The 16,969-nt window shown below is 64.6% G+C and carries 14 protein-coding genes; 8 read left to right on the top strand and 6 right to left on the bottom strand.

The annotated features are described in order from the left end of the window. Positions 1 to 82: 82 nt before the first annotated feature. The 3 genes from QRM57_RS17840 to QRM57_RS17830 are packed head-to-tail and all read right to left on the bottom strand — an operon-like array spanning position 83 to position 5,084. Positions 83 to 1,972, bottom strand: a complete 1,890-nt coding sequence (locus QRM57_RS17840) for a DUF2264 domain-containing protein (RefSeq protein WP_257369477.1) — start codon at positions 1,970 to 1,972, stop codon at positions 83 to 85. Then, positions 1,972 to 3,123 (bottom strand): LacI family DNA-binding transcriptional regulator, encoded by a 1,152-nt coding sequence (locus QRM57_RS17835; RefSeq protein WP_284987562.1) that lies wholly within the window; start codon positions 3,121 to 3,123, stop codon positions 1,972 to 1,974. The genes QRM57_RS17840 and QRM57_RS17835 overlap by 1 nt, the downstream gene beginning before the upstream one ends. Then, positions 3,120 to 5,084 carry a heparinase II/III family protein gene (locus tag QRM57_RS17830; protein WP_257369475.1) on the bottom strand — a complete coding sequence of 655 codons (1,965 nt, stop codon included), beginning with the start codon at positions 5,082 to 5,084 and terminating at the stop codon, positions 3,120 to 3,122. Before QRM57_RS17830 ends, QRM57_RS17835 begins: the two co-directional genes overlap by 4 nt. Positions 5,085 to 5,248: 164 nt before the next feature. Between QRM57_RS17830 and QRM57_RS17825 the strand changes: the two genes are divergently transcribed. The 6 genes from QRM57_RS17825 to QRM57_RS17800 all read left to right on the top strand — a co-directional run bounded on the left by QRM57_RS17825 (position 5,249) and on the right by QRM57_RS17800 (position 12,061). Beyond that, positions 5,249 to 6,262 (top strand): hydroxyacid dehydrogenase, encoded by a 1,014-nt coding sequence (locus tag QRM57_RS17825; RefSeq protein WP_257369474.1) that lies wholly within the window; start codon positions 5,249 to 5,251, stop codon positions 6,260 to 6,262. A gap of 60 nt (positions 6,263 to 6,322) precedes the next feature. Beyond that, positions 6,323 to 7,603: an ABC transporter substrate-binding protein gene (locus QRM57_RS17820; RefSeq protein WP_284987561.1), complete on the top strand. Its 1,281-nt coding sequence runs from the start codon at positions 6,323 to 6,325 to the stop codon at positions 7,601 to 7,603. Positions 7,604 to 7,715: 112 nt separating this feature from the next. Beyond that, positions 7,716 to 8,642, top strand: coding sequence for a carbohydrate ABC transporter permease (locus QRM57_RS17815; RefSeq protein ID WP_089596338.1), 927 nt, complete (start codon positions 7,716 to 7,718; stop codon positions 8,640 to 8,642). After that, on the top strand, positions 8,642 to 9,583 hold the full coding sequence (locus QRM57_RS17810; RefSeq protein WP_257369472.1) for a carbohydrate ABC transporter permease: 942 nt from the start codon (positions 8,642 to 8,644) through the stop codon (positions 9,581 to 9,583). The genes QRM57_RS17815 and QRM57_RS17810 overlap by 1 nt, the downstream gene beginning before the upstream one ends. Then, positions 9,580 to 10,290 carry a DUF624 domain-containing protein gene (locus tag QRM57_RS17805; RefSeq protein WP_374111526.1) on the top strand — a complete coding sequence of 237 codons (711 nt, stop codon included), beginning with the start codon at positions 9,580 to 9,582 and terminating at the stop codon, positions 10,288 to 10,290. The genes QRM57_RS17810 and QRM57_RS17805 overlap by 4 nt, the downstream gene beginning before the upstream one ends. A gap of 19 nt (positions 10,291 to 10,309) precedes the next feature. After that, a complete protein-coding gene (locus tag QRM57_RS17800; RefSeq protein ID WP_284987560.1) occupies positions 10,310 to 12,061 on the top strand; it encodes a glycoside hydrolase family 35 protein in 1,752 nt (583 codons plus the stop codon). A 247-nt stretch (positions 12,062 to 12,308) separates the two neighbouring features. Here QRM57_RS17800 and QRM57_RS17795 read toward each other — a convergent pair whose 3' ends face one another. From QRM57_RS17795 to QRM57_RS17785, 3 genes are all read right to left on the bottom strand, one after another. Beyond that, on the bottom strand, positions 12,309 to 12,650 hold the full coding sequence (locus QRM57_RS17795) for a hypothetical protein (protein WP_284987559.1): 342 nt from the start codon (positions 12,648 to 12,650) through the stop codon (positions 12,309 to 12,311). Between the two features lie 88 nt (positions 12,651 to 12,738). Next, positions 12,739 to 14,457: an amidase gene (locus QRM57_RS17790; RefSeq protein WP_284987558.1), complete on the bottom strand. Its 1,719-nt coding sequence runs from the start codon at positions 14,455 to 14,457 to the stop codon at positions 12,739 to 12,741. After that, positions 14,457 to 15,515, bottom strand: a complete 1,059-nt coding sequence (locus tag QRM57_RS17785; RefSeq protein ID WP_284987557.1) for an agmatine deiminase family protein — start codon at positions 15,513 to 15,515, stop codon at positions 14,457 to 14,459. The genes QRM57_RS17790 and QRM57_RS17785 overlap by 1 nt, the downstream gene beginning before the upstream one ends. An 82-nt stretch (positions 15,516 to 15,597) precedes the next feature. Here QRM57_RS17785 and QRM57_RS17780 point away from each other — a divergent pair, with 82 nt between their 5' ends. Together QRM57_RS17780 and QRM57_RS17775 are read left to right on the top strand one after the other, a co-directional pair. Continuing rightward, positions 15,598 to 16,263, top strand: a complete 666-nt coding sequence (locus tag QRM57_RS17780) for a TetR/AcrR family transcriptional regulator (protein ID WP_284987556.1) — start codon at positions 15,598 to 15,600, stop codon at positions 16,261 to 16,263. A gap of 10 nt (positions 16,264 to 16,273) precedes the next feature. Further along, entirely contained in the window at positions 16,274 to 16,924 is a 651-nt protein-coding gene (locus tag QRM57_RS17775; protein WP_257369465.1) for a CG0192-related protein, read from the top strand. Positions 16,925 to 16,969 lie beyond the last annotated feature (45 nt).

The following is a 16,969-nucleotide window of genomic DNA, read 5'->3' as shown; positions in this document are numbered from 1 at the left end:
TCGTGGGCTCCCCACGCACGCCCCGGGCAACCGACTCGATGGTTTGCTGCGCGTTAGACGGTAGGAGTCGTCTACTGTGCAGCTAGGCGTCGAAACGGGCGAGCCGCGCGAGGGCCACAGAGGCGCCGTCGGGGAACACGAAGCGGCCGCCATCCTCTCCGGCAACAAACGTGACACCAGTATCCGCCGCAGCACCTCCGTCACCGGCGAGAACCACGACGGCGGCGTAGTCGCCATCGTGCGCGGTGCCCAAGGTGCCCACCCACGGAATGGCGAGTTCCGACCCCATGGGGTGTGCGCCAGAACGGACGAAGGTCCCCGATGTATCCAAGGACAACCCAAACCCAGGCACGGGAAGCACCGAGCTAACCACGGAGGAGGCACTGTCCACCGGCCATCCCCCAATCCTGAGCGGAGCGACCGAAGAACCGGCAACGCGTACCAACCGCAGCTCAACAGCACCCCGCGTCGCTGACACCACGGTTACAGAAGGCCCAGGGGTCGCGGTGCCGGTGACGCCGCTGCCGTGATCGGGTCCGGCGTCGGGGTCGGGTTCGATCCAGTGGGCAGTGAACCGGGAAGCGCCCACCTGGACGCCGCCCTCGGCAAAGGAGCCCAAGTACTCAAACCCGGTCCGATGCGTCAAGGCGCCGTCAGGGGAAAGGAACACCACGGCATTGTCCCGGGATTCCGGGTTCAGGTCGGGGAACGTGTGCGTGGAGTAGCCAAAGCGGGCATACAGCGGAGAGTCGGACACCAAGGCCCCGGGAACGGCGTGATCCGTGGCATGGTTCCGGATCCGGACAACCCCGTCCGCCGCAGTCCCGTCCACCTGCCACCCCGGAGCAGTGATGAGGCGCTGCGTGTCGGCAACCTCAACGGGCAAAGGCGCCTCCACCGCAGTCCACACCCGGTGATCCGCGGGCAGCGCGAGCCCGAGCATGCCTTTCGCGGCCCAATACGGGGAGCCAAAGCCGGAGTACGCCTGCTTCATGCCCGCGAACTCGCCATGCCAACCGATGGAGAGGAGGCCGTCCTCAGTGATGGAGCCGTGGCGGGCAAAGTAGTCGAGCATCCCTGAGGCAGCCCGGCGGGCCATGCCCGGCGCCAACCGCGTGTGCCCGGACAATTCCCCTACCCAGAAGGGGGCGGCCGCCGCGAATCGGTAGATCAGGCTCCTGCCTTGGATCAGCGGAGCTCCGTTCGCACCGACCAAATACGCAGCGTCGTCCAGGTAATCTGCCAGCCGGTCGCCGTCGAGCGCTTTCCGGGCAATCACCCGCGGATCGTTGGGTGCCATCAGGGCCCACAGCTGCGGATAAACCTGAAACGCCCAACCCACGTAGTGGTCATACGCGCGCTCGGGACCGTCCGCGAACCAGCCACCGCCCCGGTACAGCGAGTCATGGATGGCGAGCCCTGCGTCGATGTCCTCGTCCGAAGACCGCCCGCCCACCGACGCCAGGAACGTCTCCACCACGATCTGGAACCACACCCAGTTGATGGGCGGATATTCCTCGCCGATCACGGTCTCCAACCACGCGATGAGCTGCTCCTGCACGCGCTCCGGCAGTTTGTCCCACAAAACGTCGCGGGTCAGTGCCAAGCCAACAGCCAACGACGCCGCCTCCACCTTCGCCTGCCCCAGCTCGCCCGGCGTCGGCCACCGGTCTGGATTCGCGGGGTTGGTTCCGGCATCAAGGCCCGCGGCGTACCAGTCGGCGATCCAGCCGGTGGTAGCTGGGTCGCCCGCGATTCGGAACGAGGCCAACAGGAAGGTCCGGGCGAAGGCTTCCAGTGAATCACTCCGCGGGCCGTACCGGCTGTTGGCCCCGGGAAGGTGGATGTTGGCGTGATCCGGGGTGCCAAAGTGGTGCGCCGAGCGCAGGAGGTGGTCGGCGTAAGCACACCAGTGTTCGCGGGTGAGGCCGGTGCAGGGTGAGAGCTGGTAATCCAGGGGCGGCAAAAGCATCAGAGCGAATCCTCCAAGACGACTCCAGCCAACCCTCGCGGTGCGCCTACGGATGATTCCCGGACAATGAGCTCCGGGTTCAGGTCAATTCGATGCACGGGGCGCATCCTTCCTTCGGCCAGGCGTGCAGCCATGAGCTGCACCGCAACCTTGCCGACGTAGCTTTTGGGAGGCCGGACGGCGGAGATGGCCGGTTCAGCCAGATAGGCGACTTCGTCGTCGTAGCCCACGATCGCCATGCTTCCGGGAACGTCCACGCCAAGGTCCACGCAGTGCTGCACGAATGCCACAGCCTGGGTATCCGAATGCACCAGCATGGCGGTGGTCCCGGTGGAGCGGCAGAGTTCCAGGACGTGGTCGAAGTGCTTGGCACGGTCGCCGTTGTCCAGCTTCGCCGAATCCTCATGGATTGATGCGTCCAGCGGGATTTTCAGCGCAGCCAGTGCCTGCTTCCAGCCCCGGACCACGTGGGGACTGGTGGGGCTGGTGGAGTCCGTGAGGCAGCCAATCATGCGGTGCCCCTCCTGCCAGAGATGGCGTACGGCCATGCCGGCACCGAAGGAGTGATCGGTGGCGACCCACTCGAGCCGGTGCGCGGGGATTTCCGCCGGTGCCCGCCGTTCGGCCAGGATCACGGGAATCGGCAGGGCATTGAGCCAGCGGAGCAACTCCTTGCCGTGCTCGCCACCCATGTCCGGTGCCACGATCAGCCCGTCGATGTTCTGGGTGTCCAGCAACGCCTGGACTTGGCGGCGGTTGTCTGCGGCATCGTAGGCGGAGCCCCGGACCAGGATCCGGAGGTTCTGCGCTTCGGCCTCCCCGCGCGCACCGGAAATGACCTGCGGCCAGTAATAGTCCAGCGATGGAACCACCATGCCGATCGAATAGCTGTGCGCCGCCGGCCGTCCCACCGCCACCGACCGGTCCAGCGGACTCGGCAGCGTCGCCCCACCGTGGACGCGGGAGACCAGTCCTTCGTCCGCGAGCGTGTTCACGTCGCGCCGGATAGTCAGCTCACTGACGCCCAGTTTCGCGGCAATATCGCGGACCGTGATGGCCCCGTGGGCCCGTAACTCCTCCATCAGCCGTTCACGGCGCTGCAGGGAAAAGAGGGACTTGCCGCCCGTTTCCGGGGTCTGTTCGGAACTCAAGATGTTGCCTCCACTGTGAGGGTAAACGCGCCCGAGGCGCGGTTTTCGGCGGGCATGCGGAACCGGATCCGGGTCAGTTTCCCGCCCCAGATATCGCTGAGGAGCGGATCGTCGAGGTGCCATTCGTCCACCAGCACGACGGCGGTGGCGGGCTTCCAGCGGAGGTGCAGTCCCCGCCCGCCACTGACGGTTGGAATACCGTCGGGCGTGATGGTCGCCGTCGCGTCTGTACCGATGTGGACGGTGCCGGCAACCAGATAGGTGATGTCGACGTCGGGCGTTCCTTCGGGCGGGTGCATTCCCTCAGGCGCCTGTTCGGGCAGGTTCCAGCGGTCGTCAATCACCACGGACCCCTGCTCACGGTTCACTACCGAGGTGCGGATCCATTGCTCAGCGTGGTCCAGTCCGTAGGCGGCCCCGAGCCCGAGCGCGAGGGTCGGCTCCCCGGGAGTGGGCTCCTGGAGAACGGCCGCTTTGAATTCCGCGCCGGTCCCCTGTTCCAAGCCGAAGGGCGCCGGGACGCTGTGCCAGGCACTCTGCATGGCCCGGATCCGGTACCGATCAGGGCCGAACGTTTGCGCGGTGTATGTGGGCTGCCCGGCGTCGACCAGCAGGGGCACGCCATCGACGGCAACCACCACCGAACCGACGTCGCGGTGGTTGTGGTGCTCGCCGTTGTGTCCGCCCTTGGCCGCGAGCGTGAGCCCATCGCTGGAGCCTGGATTCTGGCGCGCGACCATGATCTGCACCGATGGCAGGTACGTCCCCCCACCAGGTAACGACAATTGTCCCGATGGACCCCCATTGCGAGGTCTGCTGTCGCTTAGTTGGGTGAGGACGCGGCCCAGGCCGGCGGCGGCGTTGGGCTCGGGCTCTGCCTCCATGAACGCGGCGGCGAGCCAGGCTGCTTCGGAGTCACCCAGCCGGACGGCCCAGCGGTGCAGCATGTCCCACGGGAGTCCTTGATGGGCACGGGCGGGGCCATCGGCAACGTTGAGGAACCACCGGTCCCCCAGGTGCATGCGGTGCGGGAAAGCGACCAGGGCGCGGATCACCGGCAAGTCCGGGTTGAGCACACCGCCACTGGCTTCTTCCAAGAGGGCGAGCCCTTCCAGCGCGCGGCCGGCACCATTCCACCAGTAGGCGAAGCCCTCGTCGATGGCGCCGTCTGCCGGGATGGAAGCGAGGAAGCGGTCCAGGCCCTCGATGCACCGGACAACAACCTGTGCCCGCAGCTCGGGATCGTCCACCAGCAACAGCGCGGCCACAATGATGTTCGAGTGGATCCACGGATTCCAGTTATGGACGTCTCCACGCAACCCCAGCCAGTGCCAGTCGAGGCGGTCCAGGAATGGTCGGATCACACGCTCGTGCGTCTCGAGCCGGAGGCGTTTCCGGAGGCCCGGGGCCCGCTCGTCCAGCGCATCACCGAGCACATGGTCCAGCCACGCCAACTGGGCCACCACTTCTCCGGCTCCCAGGTCCAGATAAGGCCGGGAACGATCCGGGACCACGTCGCCATTGCGGGTAAACACGTCGTCGTGCGCCGCCCAGCTCCACGAACTCTGCTCGCACAGGAGGTATGCCCCGTCGATCACCTCATCGAGCCAATTGGGCTCACCCACCGCAGCCATCACGACGGCGCGCGTCAGCCGTTGCTGTCTGCTCGCCACGAGCCCCTCGTATGCCGTGCGATTGCCGTCGCGGAAGTAGCGCGCGTAGTGGGAGACCAGTGGTTGGGGCCACGCGCTCCCCTTCTCCGCCGCTGCTTGGGCGCGCAGCTCCGTAAGGGGCTGGGCAGCAGCGCGCTGCCATCCGGCGTCGGACGCTGGACGGACGGTGAGGCGGTCACACGAGCCGCGGAGCGAATTCACCAAGGAGGGCGCGGCGGCTGCGGAGCCCCAGGCACTTCGCAAGGGATACAGGGGTGGCACCTCAACGGCGGCGATGCCGGTTGCCATAGGGATTCTTCTCTCATTTGTTCGAGTTTGAACGTTTCAGAACAAGTTCGATTGAGTTGAATGAACTGTCTTGTTTATGAGTATGTACTGATTATTAGATTTGATGCAACACATAAATCACGGTCGAACAGGCCACCGGAAATTTCGAAGGGAGGATCCCCTCAATGTCGCTCAAGCCCCAGGCACTGCTGGTCATGAATAGCGGAACCTTTGCTGACCAGTTCGATTCCACGCGACTGGAGCGGCTTGCCGGGCTCGTCGATCTTGGTGACCAACCGTGGACGGATTCCTTGGACGCACCTGAACTGGCGGGCCGCCTGGAAGAGGTGGAAATCCTCCTCACCAGCTGGGGGGTTCCCCAGCTGAACGCAGAGCGTTTGGAGCGCATGCCAAAACTTCGGGCAGTGTTCCACTGCGCAGGAACAGTCCGCAGCTTCGTCAGCGAAGCACTGTGGGACCGCGGCATCACCGTCACCAACGGCGCCGACGCCAACGCCATCCCGGTTGCGGAGTTCACGTTCGCCTCGATCGTCCTGGCAGGCAAGAAAGCACACGTGCTGGCCAACGACGCCCGTACGCACCGGGACAACTGGAGCTACATCAGCGATCGCGGCGAGCTGGGCAATATTGGCCGCGTCATCGGCGTCATCGGCTTCTCCCGCATCGGCCGCCGGGTGGTCCATCTGGTCCAGCAACTCCAGGACGTCACCTGCCTGGTGAGCGATCCCCATGCTGATCCTCTGGAGGTTGCGGCGGCCGGCGGTACGTTGGTCCCGCTTGAAGAGCTCTTGCCGGTATCGGACGTGGTCACCGTCCACGCACCCGCACTCCCAGAGACCCGACACATGATCAGCACGGCGGAACTCCAAGCCATGAAGGACCACGCGACGCTCATCAACACCGCGCGCGGGTCACTCATTGACACGGCAGCACTAGAGAAGGAGTGTGCCACAGGCAGGATCACGGCGCTGTTGGACGTCACGGAACCCGAGCCGTTGCCCGCCGAATCCACCCTGTACGACCTCCCCAACGTGATCATCACCCCGCACATCGCAGGTTCGCTCGGGACTGAGACCCGGCGGATGTCCGATGCCGCACTGGATGACCTTGAACGGTATCTCGCCGGCAAGGACCTCCTTGCCCAAGTAGTCCACGCGGACCTCGGCCTCAGCGCCTAGGCCCAAATACACCCGCCGCACCTGCGGCAAACTTGTAACCCAGTACTAAAGGAGAACGCAATGAAGCGCACAACCCTCGCCGCAATCGCCCTTGCGGTGACTGCAGGGCTTGGACTCACCGGTTGCGCAGGCGCCGCCGGTCCCGCGGAGCAACCGGCAGCAAACGGCAAAACCAAGCTGACCGTTTCGGTCTGGAACTACGAGGGCACCCCGGAGTTCAAGGCCCTCTTTGACGGCTACGAAGCTGCCAACCCGAACATCGACATTGAGCCCGTGGACATCCTGGCCGATGACTACCCCCAGAAAGTCACCACCATGCTTGCCGGTGGCGACACCACTGACGTCCTCACCATGAAGAACGTGATCGACTACTCCCGTTATGCCAACAACGGCCAGCTGCAGGAGATCAACAGCGTTGTGGACAAGGTGGGCAAGGACAACCTGGCTGGCCTGGACGCTTTCGACATGGACGGCAAGTACTTCGCCGCCCCGTACCGCCAGGACTTCTGGCTCCTGTACTACAACAAGGACCTGTTCAAGGCTGCCGGGATCGAAGAGCCCAAGGACCTGACCTGGGAAAAGTACACGGAGATCGCCAAGAAGCTCACCACCGAGGCCGGCGGCAAGAAGGTCTACGGCACCTACCACCACATTTGGCGCTCCGTGGTCCAGGCCATCGCTGCCGCCCAGAACGGTGCTGACCAGAACAGCGGCGACTACGGCTTCATGGAGGATCAGTACAACACCGCTTTGGACCTGCAGAAGTCCGGCACCACCCTGGACTTCGGCACCGCCAAGAGCCAGAAGACCAGCTACCGCACCATGTTCGAGTCCGGCCAGGCTGCCATGATGCCCATGGGCACCTGGTACACCGCGGGCATCCTGCAGGCCAAGAAGGACGGGAAAACCAACGTCAACTGGGGCTTGGCTCCGATGCCGCAGAAGAACGACGACGGCAAGGTCACCACGTTCGGTTCGCCCACAGCCTTCGCTGTGAACAAGAACGCCAGCCACTCCGATGAGGCCAAGAACTTCATCGAGTGGGCCGCCGGAGAAGAAGGCGCCAAAGCCATCTCCAAGATCGGTGTTGTCCCTGCGCTGCAGAACGACGCCATCACGGACGAGTACTTCAAGCTGGACGGCATGCCCACGGACGAGCTCTCCAAGAAGGCGTTCTCGCCGGATGAGACCGCCCTGGAAATGCCCGTCAGCGACAAGTCCGCCGCCACCGACAAGATCCTCAACCAGGAGCACGACCTCATCATGGTCGGCGAGCGCTCCGTCACCGACGGCATCGCCGAGATGGGCAAGCGCGTCACCAGCGAAGTCCTGGGCAAGTAAGTCCAGACCAGCCACTGGCTCCGGTGCTGCGTCCCTGGACGCGGCACCGGGCCGGACCTGAATTCTCCGGATCCTGAAATGGAGGAACGCCCCCACCCCGGGAGCGGTCATCATGACTACAGAAACAATCACCCAGGCGCCTGCCCCCGTGCACAGCCGCGGCAACAGGAAGCAGGCCAGGCGTAACACGCTGATCGGCTGGACGTTCATCCTTCCGAACTTCCTTGGCTTCCTGGCCTTCACCCTCATTCCCGTCGTGGCCGCTTTCGCGCTCTCCTTCATGGAATGGACCTCATTCAGCGCTCCCAAGTGGGTTGGCCTGGCCAACTTCGAGCGCATGTTCGCATCCGACTCCTTCTGGATCGCGTTGCGGAACACCCTTGTCTACGCCCTCGGCCACGTCCCGCTCACGATGGCCTTGGCCCTCATCCTGGCGATGCTGCTGAACCGCAAGCTCAAGGGCATCGGCTTCTTCCGGGTCGCCATCTTCTTCCCGTACATCACCTCCCTGGTGGCCGTCGCAGTGGTCTGGAACATGCTGTTCAGCCCGGACAGCGGCCCCATCAACCAGTTCCTCGGCGCCATCGGCATCGCCAACCCGCCGGGCTGGACCTCCAGCTCCGATTGGGCCATGCCCGCCGTCATCATCACCAGCGTGTGGCGGGACATGGGCTACTACATGGTCCTGTATTTGGCCGGCCTGCAGGCCATCCCCACAGAGCTGTACGAGGCAGCTGAAGTGGACGGCGCCAGCGCCTGGCAGCGCTTCTGGAACGTCACCATCCCGTCGCTGCGTCCCACCACGTTCTTCGTCGTGGTCATGCTGACGGTCTCCAGCTTCAAGGTGTTCGACCTGATCGTGGTCATGACCAACGGTGGCCCGGGCCGCTCCACCACTGTGCTGTCCCAGCTGATCTACCAGGAGGGCATCGGCGAAGGTAAGTTCGGCTACTCCTCGGCCATTTCGCTGGTCCTGTTCATCATCGTGCTGACGGTCACCGTCCTGCAGTTCAAGATCCAACAGCGGAGGGAACGCTGATGACCAACATGGCCGAAGACCTCAAGGCGTCCCTTGTGAAGGACGCAGCTCCGTCCCCGTCAGGGGCACCCACTGCGGAAGACCGCCGTCGTACTGACCGTCAGCGTTCCCCGCGCGAGCAGAAGAAGCGGACCGCGAACATCGTGATCTACGGTGTCCTGGTGGTCCTGGTGGTGGCGCTCATGGTGCCGTTCATCTGGATGCTTTCGTCCTCGCTGAAGGAGAACAACCAGGTCCTCACGGTCCCCATCCAGTGGATTCCGCAGGAGTTCGTGTGGAGCAACTACACGGACATCTGGACCCGTATCCCCATGATGGGCTACCTGCAGAACTCGCTCTACCTGGCAGTGATCATCACCTGCCTGCAGGTCCTCACGGGCTCGTTGGCTGCCTATGGTTTCTCCAAAGTCCGATTCCCGGGCCGCGATGTCCTGTTCCTCGCCTACATCGGCACCATTGCCGTTCCGTGGCAGGCCTACATGGTGCCGCAGTACATCATGATGCAGAACCTTGGCCTGACCAACAGCTTCAACGCGTTGATTCTCCTGCAGGCATTCGGTGCTTTCGGTGTGTTCCTGATGCGCCAGTACTACATGACCATCCCGGACGAACTCTGCGAAGCAGCCCGCATCGACGGCCTCAGCGAGTACGGCATCTGGGCCCGCGTAATCCTGCCCCTGTCCAAGCCCGCCCTCGCCAGCCTTGCCCTGCTGACGTTCGTGAACACGTGGAACGACTACATGGGTCCGTTCATCTACCTCACGTCCAACCGACTCTGGACCGTCCAGCTGGGCCTTCGGTCCTTCGTGGGCCAGTTCGACGCTGAATACGCCATGATCATGACGGGCTCTGTGATTTCCGTGATCCCGATCCTCATCATCTTCCTCATCGGCCAGCGCTACTTCATCCAAGGCATCGCGACCAGCGGGATGAAAGGATGAGTGCCGTGGCTGGGCAGAAGCGACGGCGGTGGGCCGGACCGGGATTCGAAACCTTCGGGAGCATCTTCGGGTTCATCTACACCTTCCTGGCCGGCAACGCACTGCTCGCCGTGGCCAACGCGCCGCTGGTCCTCAGCCTCTCGCTCGTGGCAGACCCCGCCGCCGCATGGCCCTTCTTCCTGGCACTCTCGGTCACCCTTGCGCCGTCCCTCGCCGGCATCTTCGCTGCCTTCAAGGCATTGAACGACGACGGCGGCGCGGTCAAGCCGGTTGCCGCCTTCCTTCAGGGATACAAACGCAGTTTCGCGAAGGCCGCGGTGCTGGGTGTGGGCGCTGTGGCCCTGTTGATGTTCCTCGGCGTGGACCTTGCCCTGGTCCACAACCTGGGCGGGGACGTCCAGGGCATTGCCCTGCTGGTGCCGCTGATCGTCGTAGCAGCCGCCGTGACGGTGAGCCTCGCTGTCACGGCGATTGCCGGCGTCGTACTTCTGCCCGAGGCGAGGCTGAAAAGCATCCTCAAGGCGTCGCTGTATCTCGTGGTGCAGCGCTGGTACCTCAGCCTGGCGATGCTGATCCTGCTGGGGATCATCGTCTCCGCTGCCGTGCTGCAGCCGGTCCTGGGCATCGCGCTGGCTCCCGCGCCGCTGCTGTTCGTGATCTGGAGCAACGCTTCGTACGCATTCCACGCCGTGCTGCGCCCGGCGTAGACCCCTGTTAGGACCCTCCTTGGACACCTTCGCCATCGGCGATCAGGACTTCCTCCTGAACAACGAGCCTTTCCGTATCCTCTCCGGCGCCATCCACTACTTCCGCGTGCACCCCGACCTGTGGGTGGACCGGATCCATAAGGCCCGGTTGATGGGTTTGAACACCATCGAAACCTACGTGCCGTGGAACGAGCACTCGCCTGTTCCTGGCGCGTTTGTTACCGATGACGGCTTGGACCTCGGGCGATTCCTTGACCTTGTGGCCGAATCCGGGATGCACGCGATTGTCCGGCCCGGGCCGTACATCTGCGCCGAATGGGACAACGGCGGGCTCCCCGCTTGGCTGTTCGCCGACCCCATGGTGGGCATCCGCAGCAGCGAGCCCGCGTATCTGGACGCCGTCTCCGCGTACATGGAATCGGTGCTGGCCTTTGTAGTTCCCCGGCAGATCACGCACGGCGGTCCGGTGATCATGTTCCAGATCGAGAACGAGTACGGTGCCTACGGGGACGACAACGCCTACCTGCAGCATCTGGTGGGCCTGTCCAAGCGCCTGGGTGTGGACGTTCCGCTGTTCACGTGCGACCAGCCGTTCGGGACCATGATCGAGGACGGCTCGCTGCCGGAGCTGCACAAGACGGGGACGTTTGGGTCCCGTGCTGACGAACGGCTTGCGTTCCTGCGCGAACGGCAGCCCACAGGGCCGCTGATGTGCGCGGAGTTCTGGAACGGCTGGTTCGACAACTGGGGAACGCACCACCACACCACCGACGCCGCTGCTTCCGCCGCCGAACTCGACGCCCTTCTGACAGCCGGGGCTTCTGTGAACATTTACATGTTCCACGGCGGCACCAACTTCGGCTTCACCAACGGTGCCAACGACAAAGGCATCTACGAGCCCACCATCACCTCGTACGACTACGACGCACCACTGTCCGAGGACGGGCATCCGACGGCCAAGTACTTCGCCTTCCGGGACGTCATTGCCAAGCATTTCCCGGTTCCGGCCGAGGTCCCGCCTGGGCGGATGCCGGTTCCGACGTCCTCGCTCGCGGTCTCTCACTATGTGTCCTTGCTGGATGTTCCGGTTGCCACGCAGCTGGTTTCCGGCTCCGTCCCTCCTGTTGAAGTGACCGGTCACTACCGTGGCTTCTACCTGTACGAGGCCTCGCTGCCCGGTGGCGGAGTCCTGTCCTTTTCCGAAGTCCGGGACCGGGCACAGTTTTTCCTGGACGGCGTGCCCGTGGGGGTGCTGAGCCGGGAACTGGGCGAGCGTTCTGTCGTCATCCCCGCGGGTGGCCGCCTGCAGGTTCTCCTTGAGGACCAAGGCAGGGTGAATTACGGGCAGAGAATCGGCGAAGCCAAGGGTTTGATCGGACCGGCGCTGCTGAACGGTATGGAGGTTGTGGACTGGGAAGTGGCTGCTGTGGACCTGGACTCTCTGGAGGCATTCCGGTCCGCAGCGGTGCCGCTGCCACCCGGCGATGCTGCGGCCGGCGTGGCCGGCCCGTCCGTTTCCTTTGCGACCTTCGAGGCCGACGGCCCCGGTGACCGTTTCCTGCGCTTGGAGGGTTGGACCAAAGGAGTTGTCTTCGTAAATGGCTTCAATCTCGGCCGCCACTGGAGCCGCGGCCCGCAGCGCACCCTGTACGTACCTGGTCCGTTGATCCGCGAAGGCACCAACGAGCTCGCCATCCTGGAACTCCACGGAAGCGCCACGCGCGAGGTGAGTTTCGCCGTCGGGCCTGACCTGGGCCCCGACGAAAAGTAGCCCTCTCTCACATCCCACCCCCTTTCCCCGATCGCTCTCTCACATCCCACCCCTTTTCTCCAATCGGTCACTCACTTGCTTGAAAGAAGTGAGAGACCGTTCCGGTTTTAGGGCCGTTAGGTGAGAGAGCGTCAGGGCGAAAGGGGTGGGATGTGAGAGAGCGTTGGGGGAACACAAAAGGGACCGGTTGATCAACCGGTCCCTTTCACGCCGCAAAGTCGGCTTGGCCGCTAGGCCGCGGGCGTCATTAGCCGCGGCAGAGCTCGCCGTATTTGGTGCCGGCTTCCTGGTAGGCCTGACCAAGTTCGGCCAGTTTGGCCTCGTCCGGGCTTTCCTTGGACTGCTCATCCATGAACTCCAGGATCGCGGTCACCACTGGCTTCATCTCGGTGGAAGCCACCGGCTCCAGGGGCCGGATGGCGTTGGCAACGCGGGTCGTGGCGGTCTTGCTCTGGTTGCTCGGGATGCCGGCTGCGGCGACGCCAACCCGGTCACAGGTTTCTGCTGTAGTCAGCTGCGGCTGGGCGGCGCAGGCGGATGCCGAGGCGATGAGCCCGGCAGCGATCAGGACAGTGGTGAGTTTCTTCATGATTCCCTCAGTGGTCGACGTCCCTTTGATTGTAATCAGTGCCAGGCCCCGGTCACGCATTAGGTCGGGCTTGCCGGCCGCGAAGCCGCTAGAGCGCCGGCGTCCGGGGCGGAACCGTCCGGCGCGAGCCCGTGGCTTCGAAGGCAGCAGCCAGCGTCAGCAGTGCCGTGTCGTCGTAGGCTCGCCCTGCGAACGTGAGGCCTACGGGCATGCCAATGTCTGCCATGGTTCCCATCGGCACGGTGACCGTCGGGATGCCCAGGTGTCTCGGGACGAGGTTGCCGTTGGATACCCACACTCCGTTGCGCCAACCGAGGTCCGCCGATGCCGGGTTAATGTCCATGTCGGCAGGTCCGACGCCGGCCGCTGCCGGGAACAGGACCGCGTCCAGTCCGAGCTCGTCCATCCAGTTCTCCAGGTCAATGCGCCGGGTCTCCTCCAAGCCGCGCACTCCGGCTTCCAGCTCGGGGATCTCGGTGAAGTGGGAGACACCGTACTCGCGGACCTGCCGGGGATAGCCGGCGATGTGGTCGTCGAATCCGGTGTAGCGGTCCGCGAGGGCGCCCTTTGGGTGGGGGAAGATGGCCTCGCCATCCACATTGGCAAGCCTGTTGAGGGCGGGATCGCCGTTGGCCTGCAGGAAGTCGTCCCACGCCCAGGCCGAAAGGTCCTCGATTTCACGTTTGAGGTACTCGGAGCTGACCAGTCCGCGGGTGGCGATGGTGGGCGCGCCGGGCCGGTCGCCTTCGTAGTTGGAGACCGCGGGGAAGTCCACCAGAACCACTTCAGCTCCGGCAGCTTCCAGGTCCCGCTTCGCAGCTTCCCAGAGGTCAATCACGGAAGCGCGTGTCTCAATGCGCTGCCCGGTAGGCCCGCCGATCCCCGGCTGCTCGCTGGTTCCGGCGTCGGGGTCTGCATTGATGTACATGCGTGGCACGCCGAAGCGCTTGCCCCGCAAAGCCGACCGCCCGCCGTCGAGCGTTTCCGAACCGAGCGCCACGTAGGACTCCGGCCGGACCTCGGACGATTTCGGGATCTCAACCCACGGTTGTGCGCGCCAGAAATCACCCCGCGTCTCAGCGTCGTCGGCCACGATCACGTCCAGGAGTTCCAGCATGTCGGCCATGGTGCGGGTGTGCGGCACCACGACGTCCATGGTGGGGACCAGCGGCCAGTTGCCGCGCACCGAGATAACGCCGCGGGAGGGCGTGTAGGCGCACAAAGCATTGTTCGACGCCGGTGCGCGGCCACTTGACCAGGTCTCCTCGCCCAGGCCAAAGGCCGCGAAGCTGGCCGCTGTCGCGGTGCCGGAGCCGTTGGATGAACCGGAACCGAACGCTGCCGTCAGGAAGTCCGAGTTGTAGGGACTTTCGGCGCGTCCGTACACGCCACGCTGCATGCCGCCGTTGGCCATGGGCGGCATGTTGGTCAGGCCGATCAGCACAGCACCGGCATCCCTGAGCCGTTCGATGGTGAACGCATCGCGCTGCGCCACCAGATTCTCGAAGGCAGGCGAGCCGGCGGCGGCAGTGAGCCCCTTGGCCAGGTAGCTGTCCTTGGCTGTGTAGGGGATGCCGTCCAGCGGTCCGAGCGCCGCCCCCTGCGCCCGACGTTTGTCCGATGCCCGGGCATCCGCCAGCGCATCGCGGTTCATGACCACCAAGGCGTTGAGTTTGATGCCGTTGTGGTCGTAGGCCTCAATGCGGTCAAGGTATGCCTGGGTCAGTTCCTCGCTGGTCACCTCACCCGATTCAAGTGCCCCGCGCAGTTGCGCAATGGAGGCTTCAACGACGTCGAATGGAGCCATTACGCTGCGCCTCCGGCAATCGGTGTTCGGTTGAGACGCGGCTGCTGCTGGGTGATGCAGTGGATGCCGCCGCCGCGGGCCAGGATGGGCCGGGCATCCACAGTGACCACACGGCGGCCGGGGTAGGCCTCCGCCAGGATTTCTGCGGCAAGGGAGTCAGCCCGTTCTTCGCCGTAACCGCAGGCGATCACGCCGCCGTTGACCACCAGGTGGTTGACGTAGCTCCAGTCCACAAAGCCGTCGTCGTCGCGGAGCGTTGCCGGGGCCGGCAGAGGGACAATCTCGAAGGGCTTGCCCACCGCGTCTGTCTGCGTTTCCAGGAATTCCTGGAGGCTGCGGCTGACCTCGTGGTCCGGGTGCTCCGGGTTGGTCTGGGAATGCAGCAGGATACGGCCGGGAGTGGGCAAGGTGGCCACCATGTCGATGTGGCCCCGCGTGCCCAGGTCCTCGTAGTCACGGGTCAGTCCGCGGGGAACCCAAATGACCTTGGCGGCTCCGATGGTGCGGGCCAGTTCAGCCTCAACTGCGGCCTTGTCCGCATACGGATTTCGGCCCTTGTCCAGCTGCACGGTTTCGGTGACGAGCACGGTGCCTTCGCCGTCTACATGGATGGCGCCGCCCTCGTTGACCAGCAGCGAGCTGACCAGTTCGGCGCCGGAGTGTTCCGCGACGAAGCGTCCCATTCCTGCGCTCTTCTGCCATTCGGACCACGCCGGCGCACCCCAGCCGTTGAAGATCCAGTCCACGGCGCCAAGCACGCCGGGACGATCGTCATCCAGCACAAAGGTAGGTCCGACGTCGCGCATCCAGAACTCATCCAGCGGAGCCTCGACCTGCTCGATGCCGCTGCCCAGCATCCGGGCAGCGCGCTGGCGCTCGCTCGGGTCAACCACCATGGTGACAGGTTCGAATTCTGCCACGGCATGCGCGACGGCGGTCCAGGCCGCGTAGGCCTCTTCAGCGGAGGCGGCGTCGTCGCCGAGGGTCAGTCCGGGGCGCGGAAAAGCCATCCAAGTGCGTTCATGCGGCGCGGTTTCGGCTGGCATTTTCCAAGCCATGGGTGACTCCTTCGTCTGCGTTTCATTGTCTTGTTGATCGAACGATCAATAATGCTGAAAAGGTAATCTAGACTGGTCCTTGATGTCAAGAACTCCACAGAAGCGCGCGGTCCGGAAGTCGCCGGCAGAACGCGCCACAGAAATCACGGAAGCCGCCCGCCAGATCGCACTGGAGACGGGCCTCACCGCGCTGACGCTGCGCAATGTAGCCGCCCGCGTAGGAGTCGCCTCGGGCCTGGTGGCGCACTATCAGCCCAACATGGACGCGCTCGTTTCCAACACGTTTGCCACCATCGTGGCTGCGGAGACACAGGAAATCGCAGCCCTGTTGAGTCAGCTCCCCGGGCCCTCCGAACGGCTCAGCCTGCTGGTGGACACGCTCCTGGACAACAGCAGGCTCGATGTCACGGCCATCTGGGTTGAAGCCTGGACGCTGGGGCGCCGCAACGAAGCCCTGGCCGCCTCCGTCCGCGAGCAAATGGACGCCTGGCAGAAGGTTTTCCAAGGAGTGGTTGAGGACGGGAACGCATCCGGGGCATTCAACGTTTCCGATGCAGCCGCCGTCGCCTGGCAGATCCTGGGCATGGTGGACGGCCTGAACGCGCAGGCCTTGGTCCGCTGGGACGGCGTCAACGACCGCGGCAGCCACCTGGCCCGCGCGGTGGAGGGAATGGTGGGCGCCGCATCCGGGTCACTCGTGCGCCAGCCATCGGTGCAGGGGGCCAGGGACCGCAGTCCCCTGCCCTAGGCTGGAGACCATGGCGATCATTCACAAGGCAACCCTGTCCCCGTCCAAGCTCGAACTCATCGCTGATTACCTGCCGAACCAACCTTGGTTCATCCAGGACGGCACGCCGGAGCTCATTGGCGCCTACCGCTTTGACGATCCCGCAGGCGAAGTGGGCCTCGAAACCCATGTGGTCACTGCTGGTGAGCGCATCTACCAGGTCCCCCTCAGCTACCGCGGTTACGAACTCGCGGGCGCCGAGGACTGGCTGATCGGAACCATGGAGCACTCGGTCCTGGGCAAGCGCTGGGTGTACGACGCCTGCGCTGACCCCATCTACGTCAAGGCCCTCGCAACTGCGATCCTGACAGGCCAACGGGAAGCTGAGCAGTTCGTCGACGGCGAGCCCGAACCGCGCCCCAGCACCGTTACGGTCAAGGGCAGCGGACAGCTCGACGACGGCGTACCCGCCCTGAGTGCTTCGGCGCCGGTATCGGGCAGTGGCGTGACGATTATTGATGCGGGCGGGTTGAGGCTGAAAGTAGCCAGGGTCCTGGATGTGGCCGCCGATGTCTCCGCGAACTCTGCTGCTGCGCCCGAGTTGCACGGAGAGCTGACTCTCAGCGGCACGTGGGCCGGCTTGGAGAACCCGGTGGAGCTGGCGGCCGTGGTCCGCGACTAGCCCGGGAACCGGGTCTGGCATCTGTTGGCCCATGGGACTCCAGCG

This window comes from Arthrobacter sp. fls2-241-R2A-172 (assembly GCF_030208885.1).
In the GTDB taxonomy this organism is placed as follows: domain Bacteria; phylum Actinomycetota; class Actinomycetes; order Actinomycetales; family Micrococcaceae; genus Arthrobacter.
The sequence above is the reverse complement of the archived record's forward strand: the minus strand, read 5'-3'. Positions and strand labels throughout refer to the sequence as shown.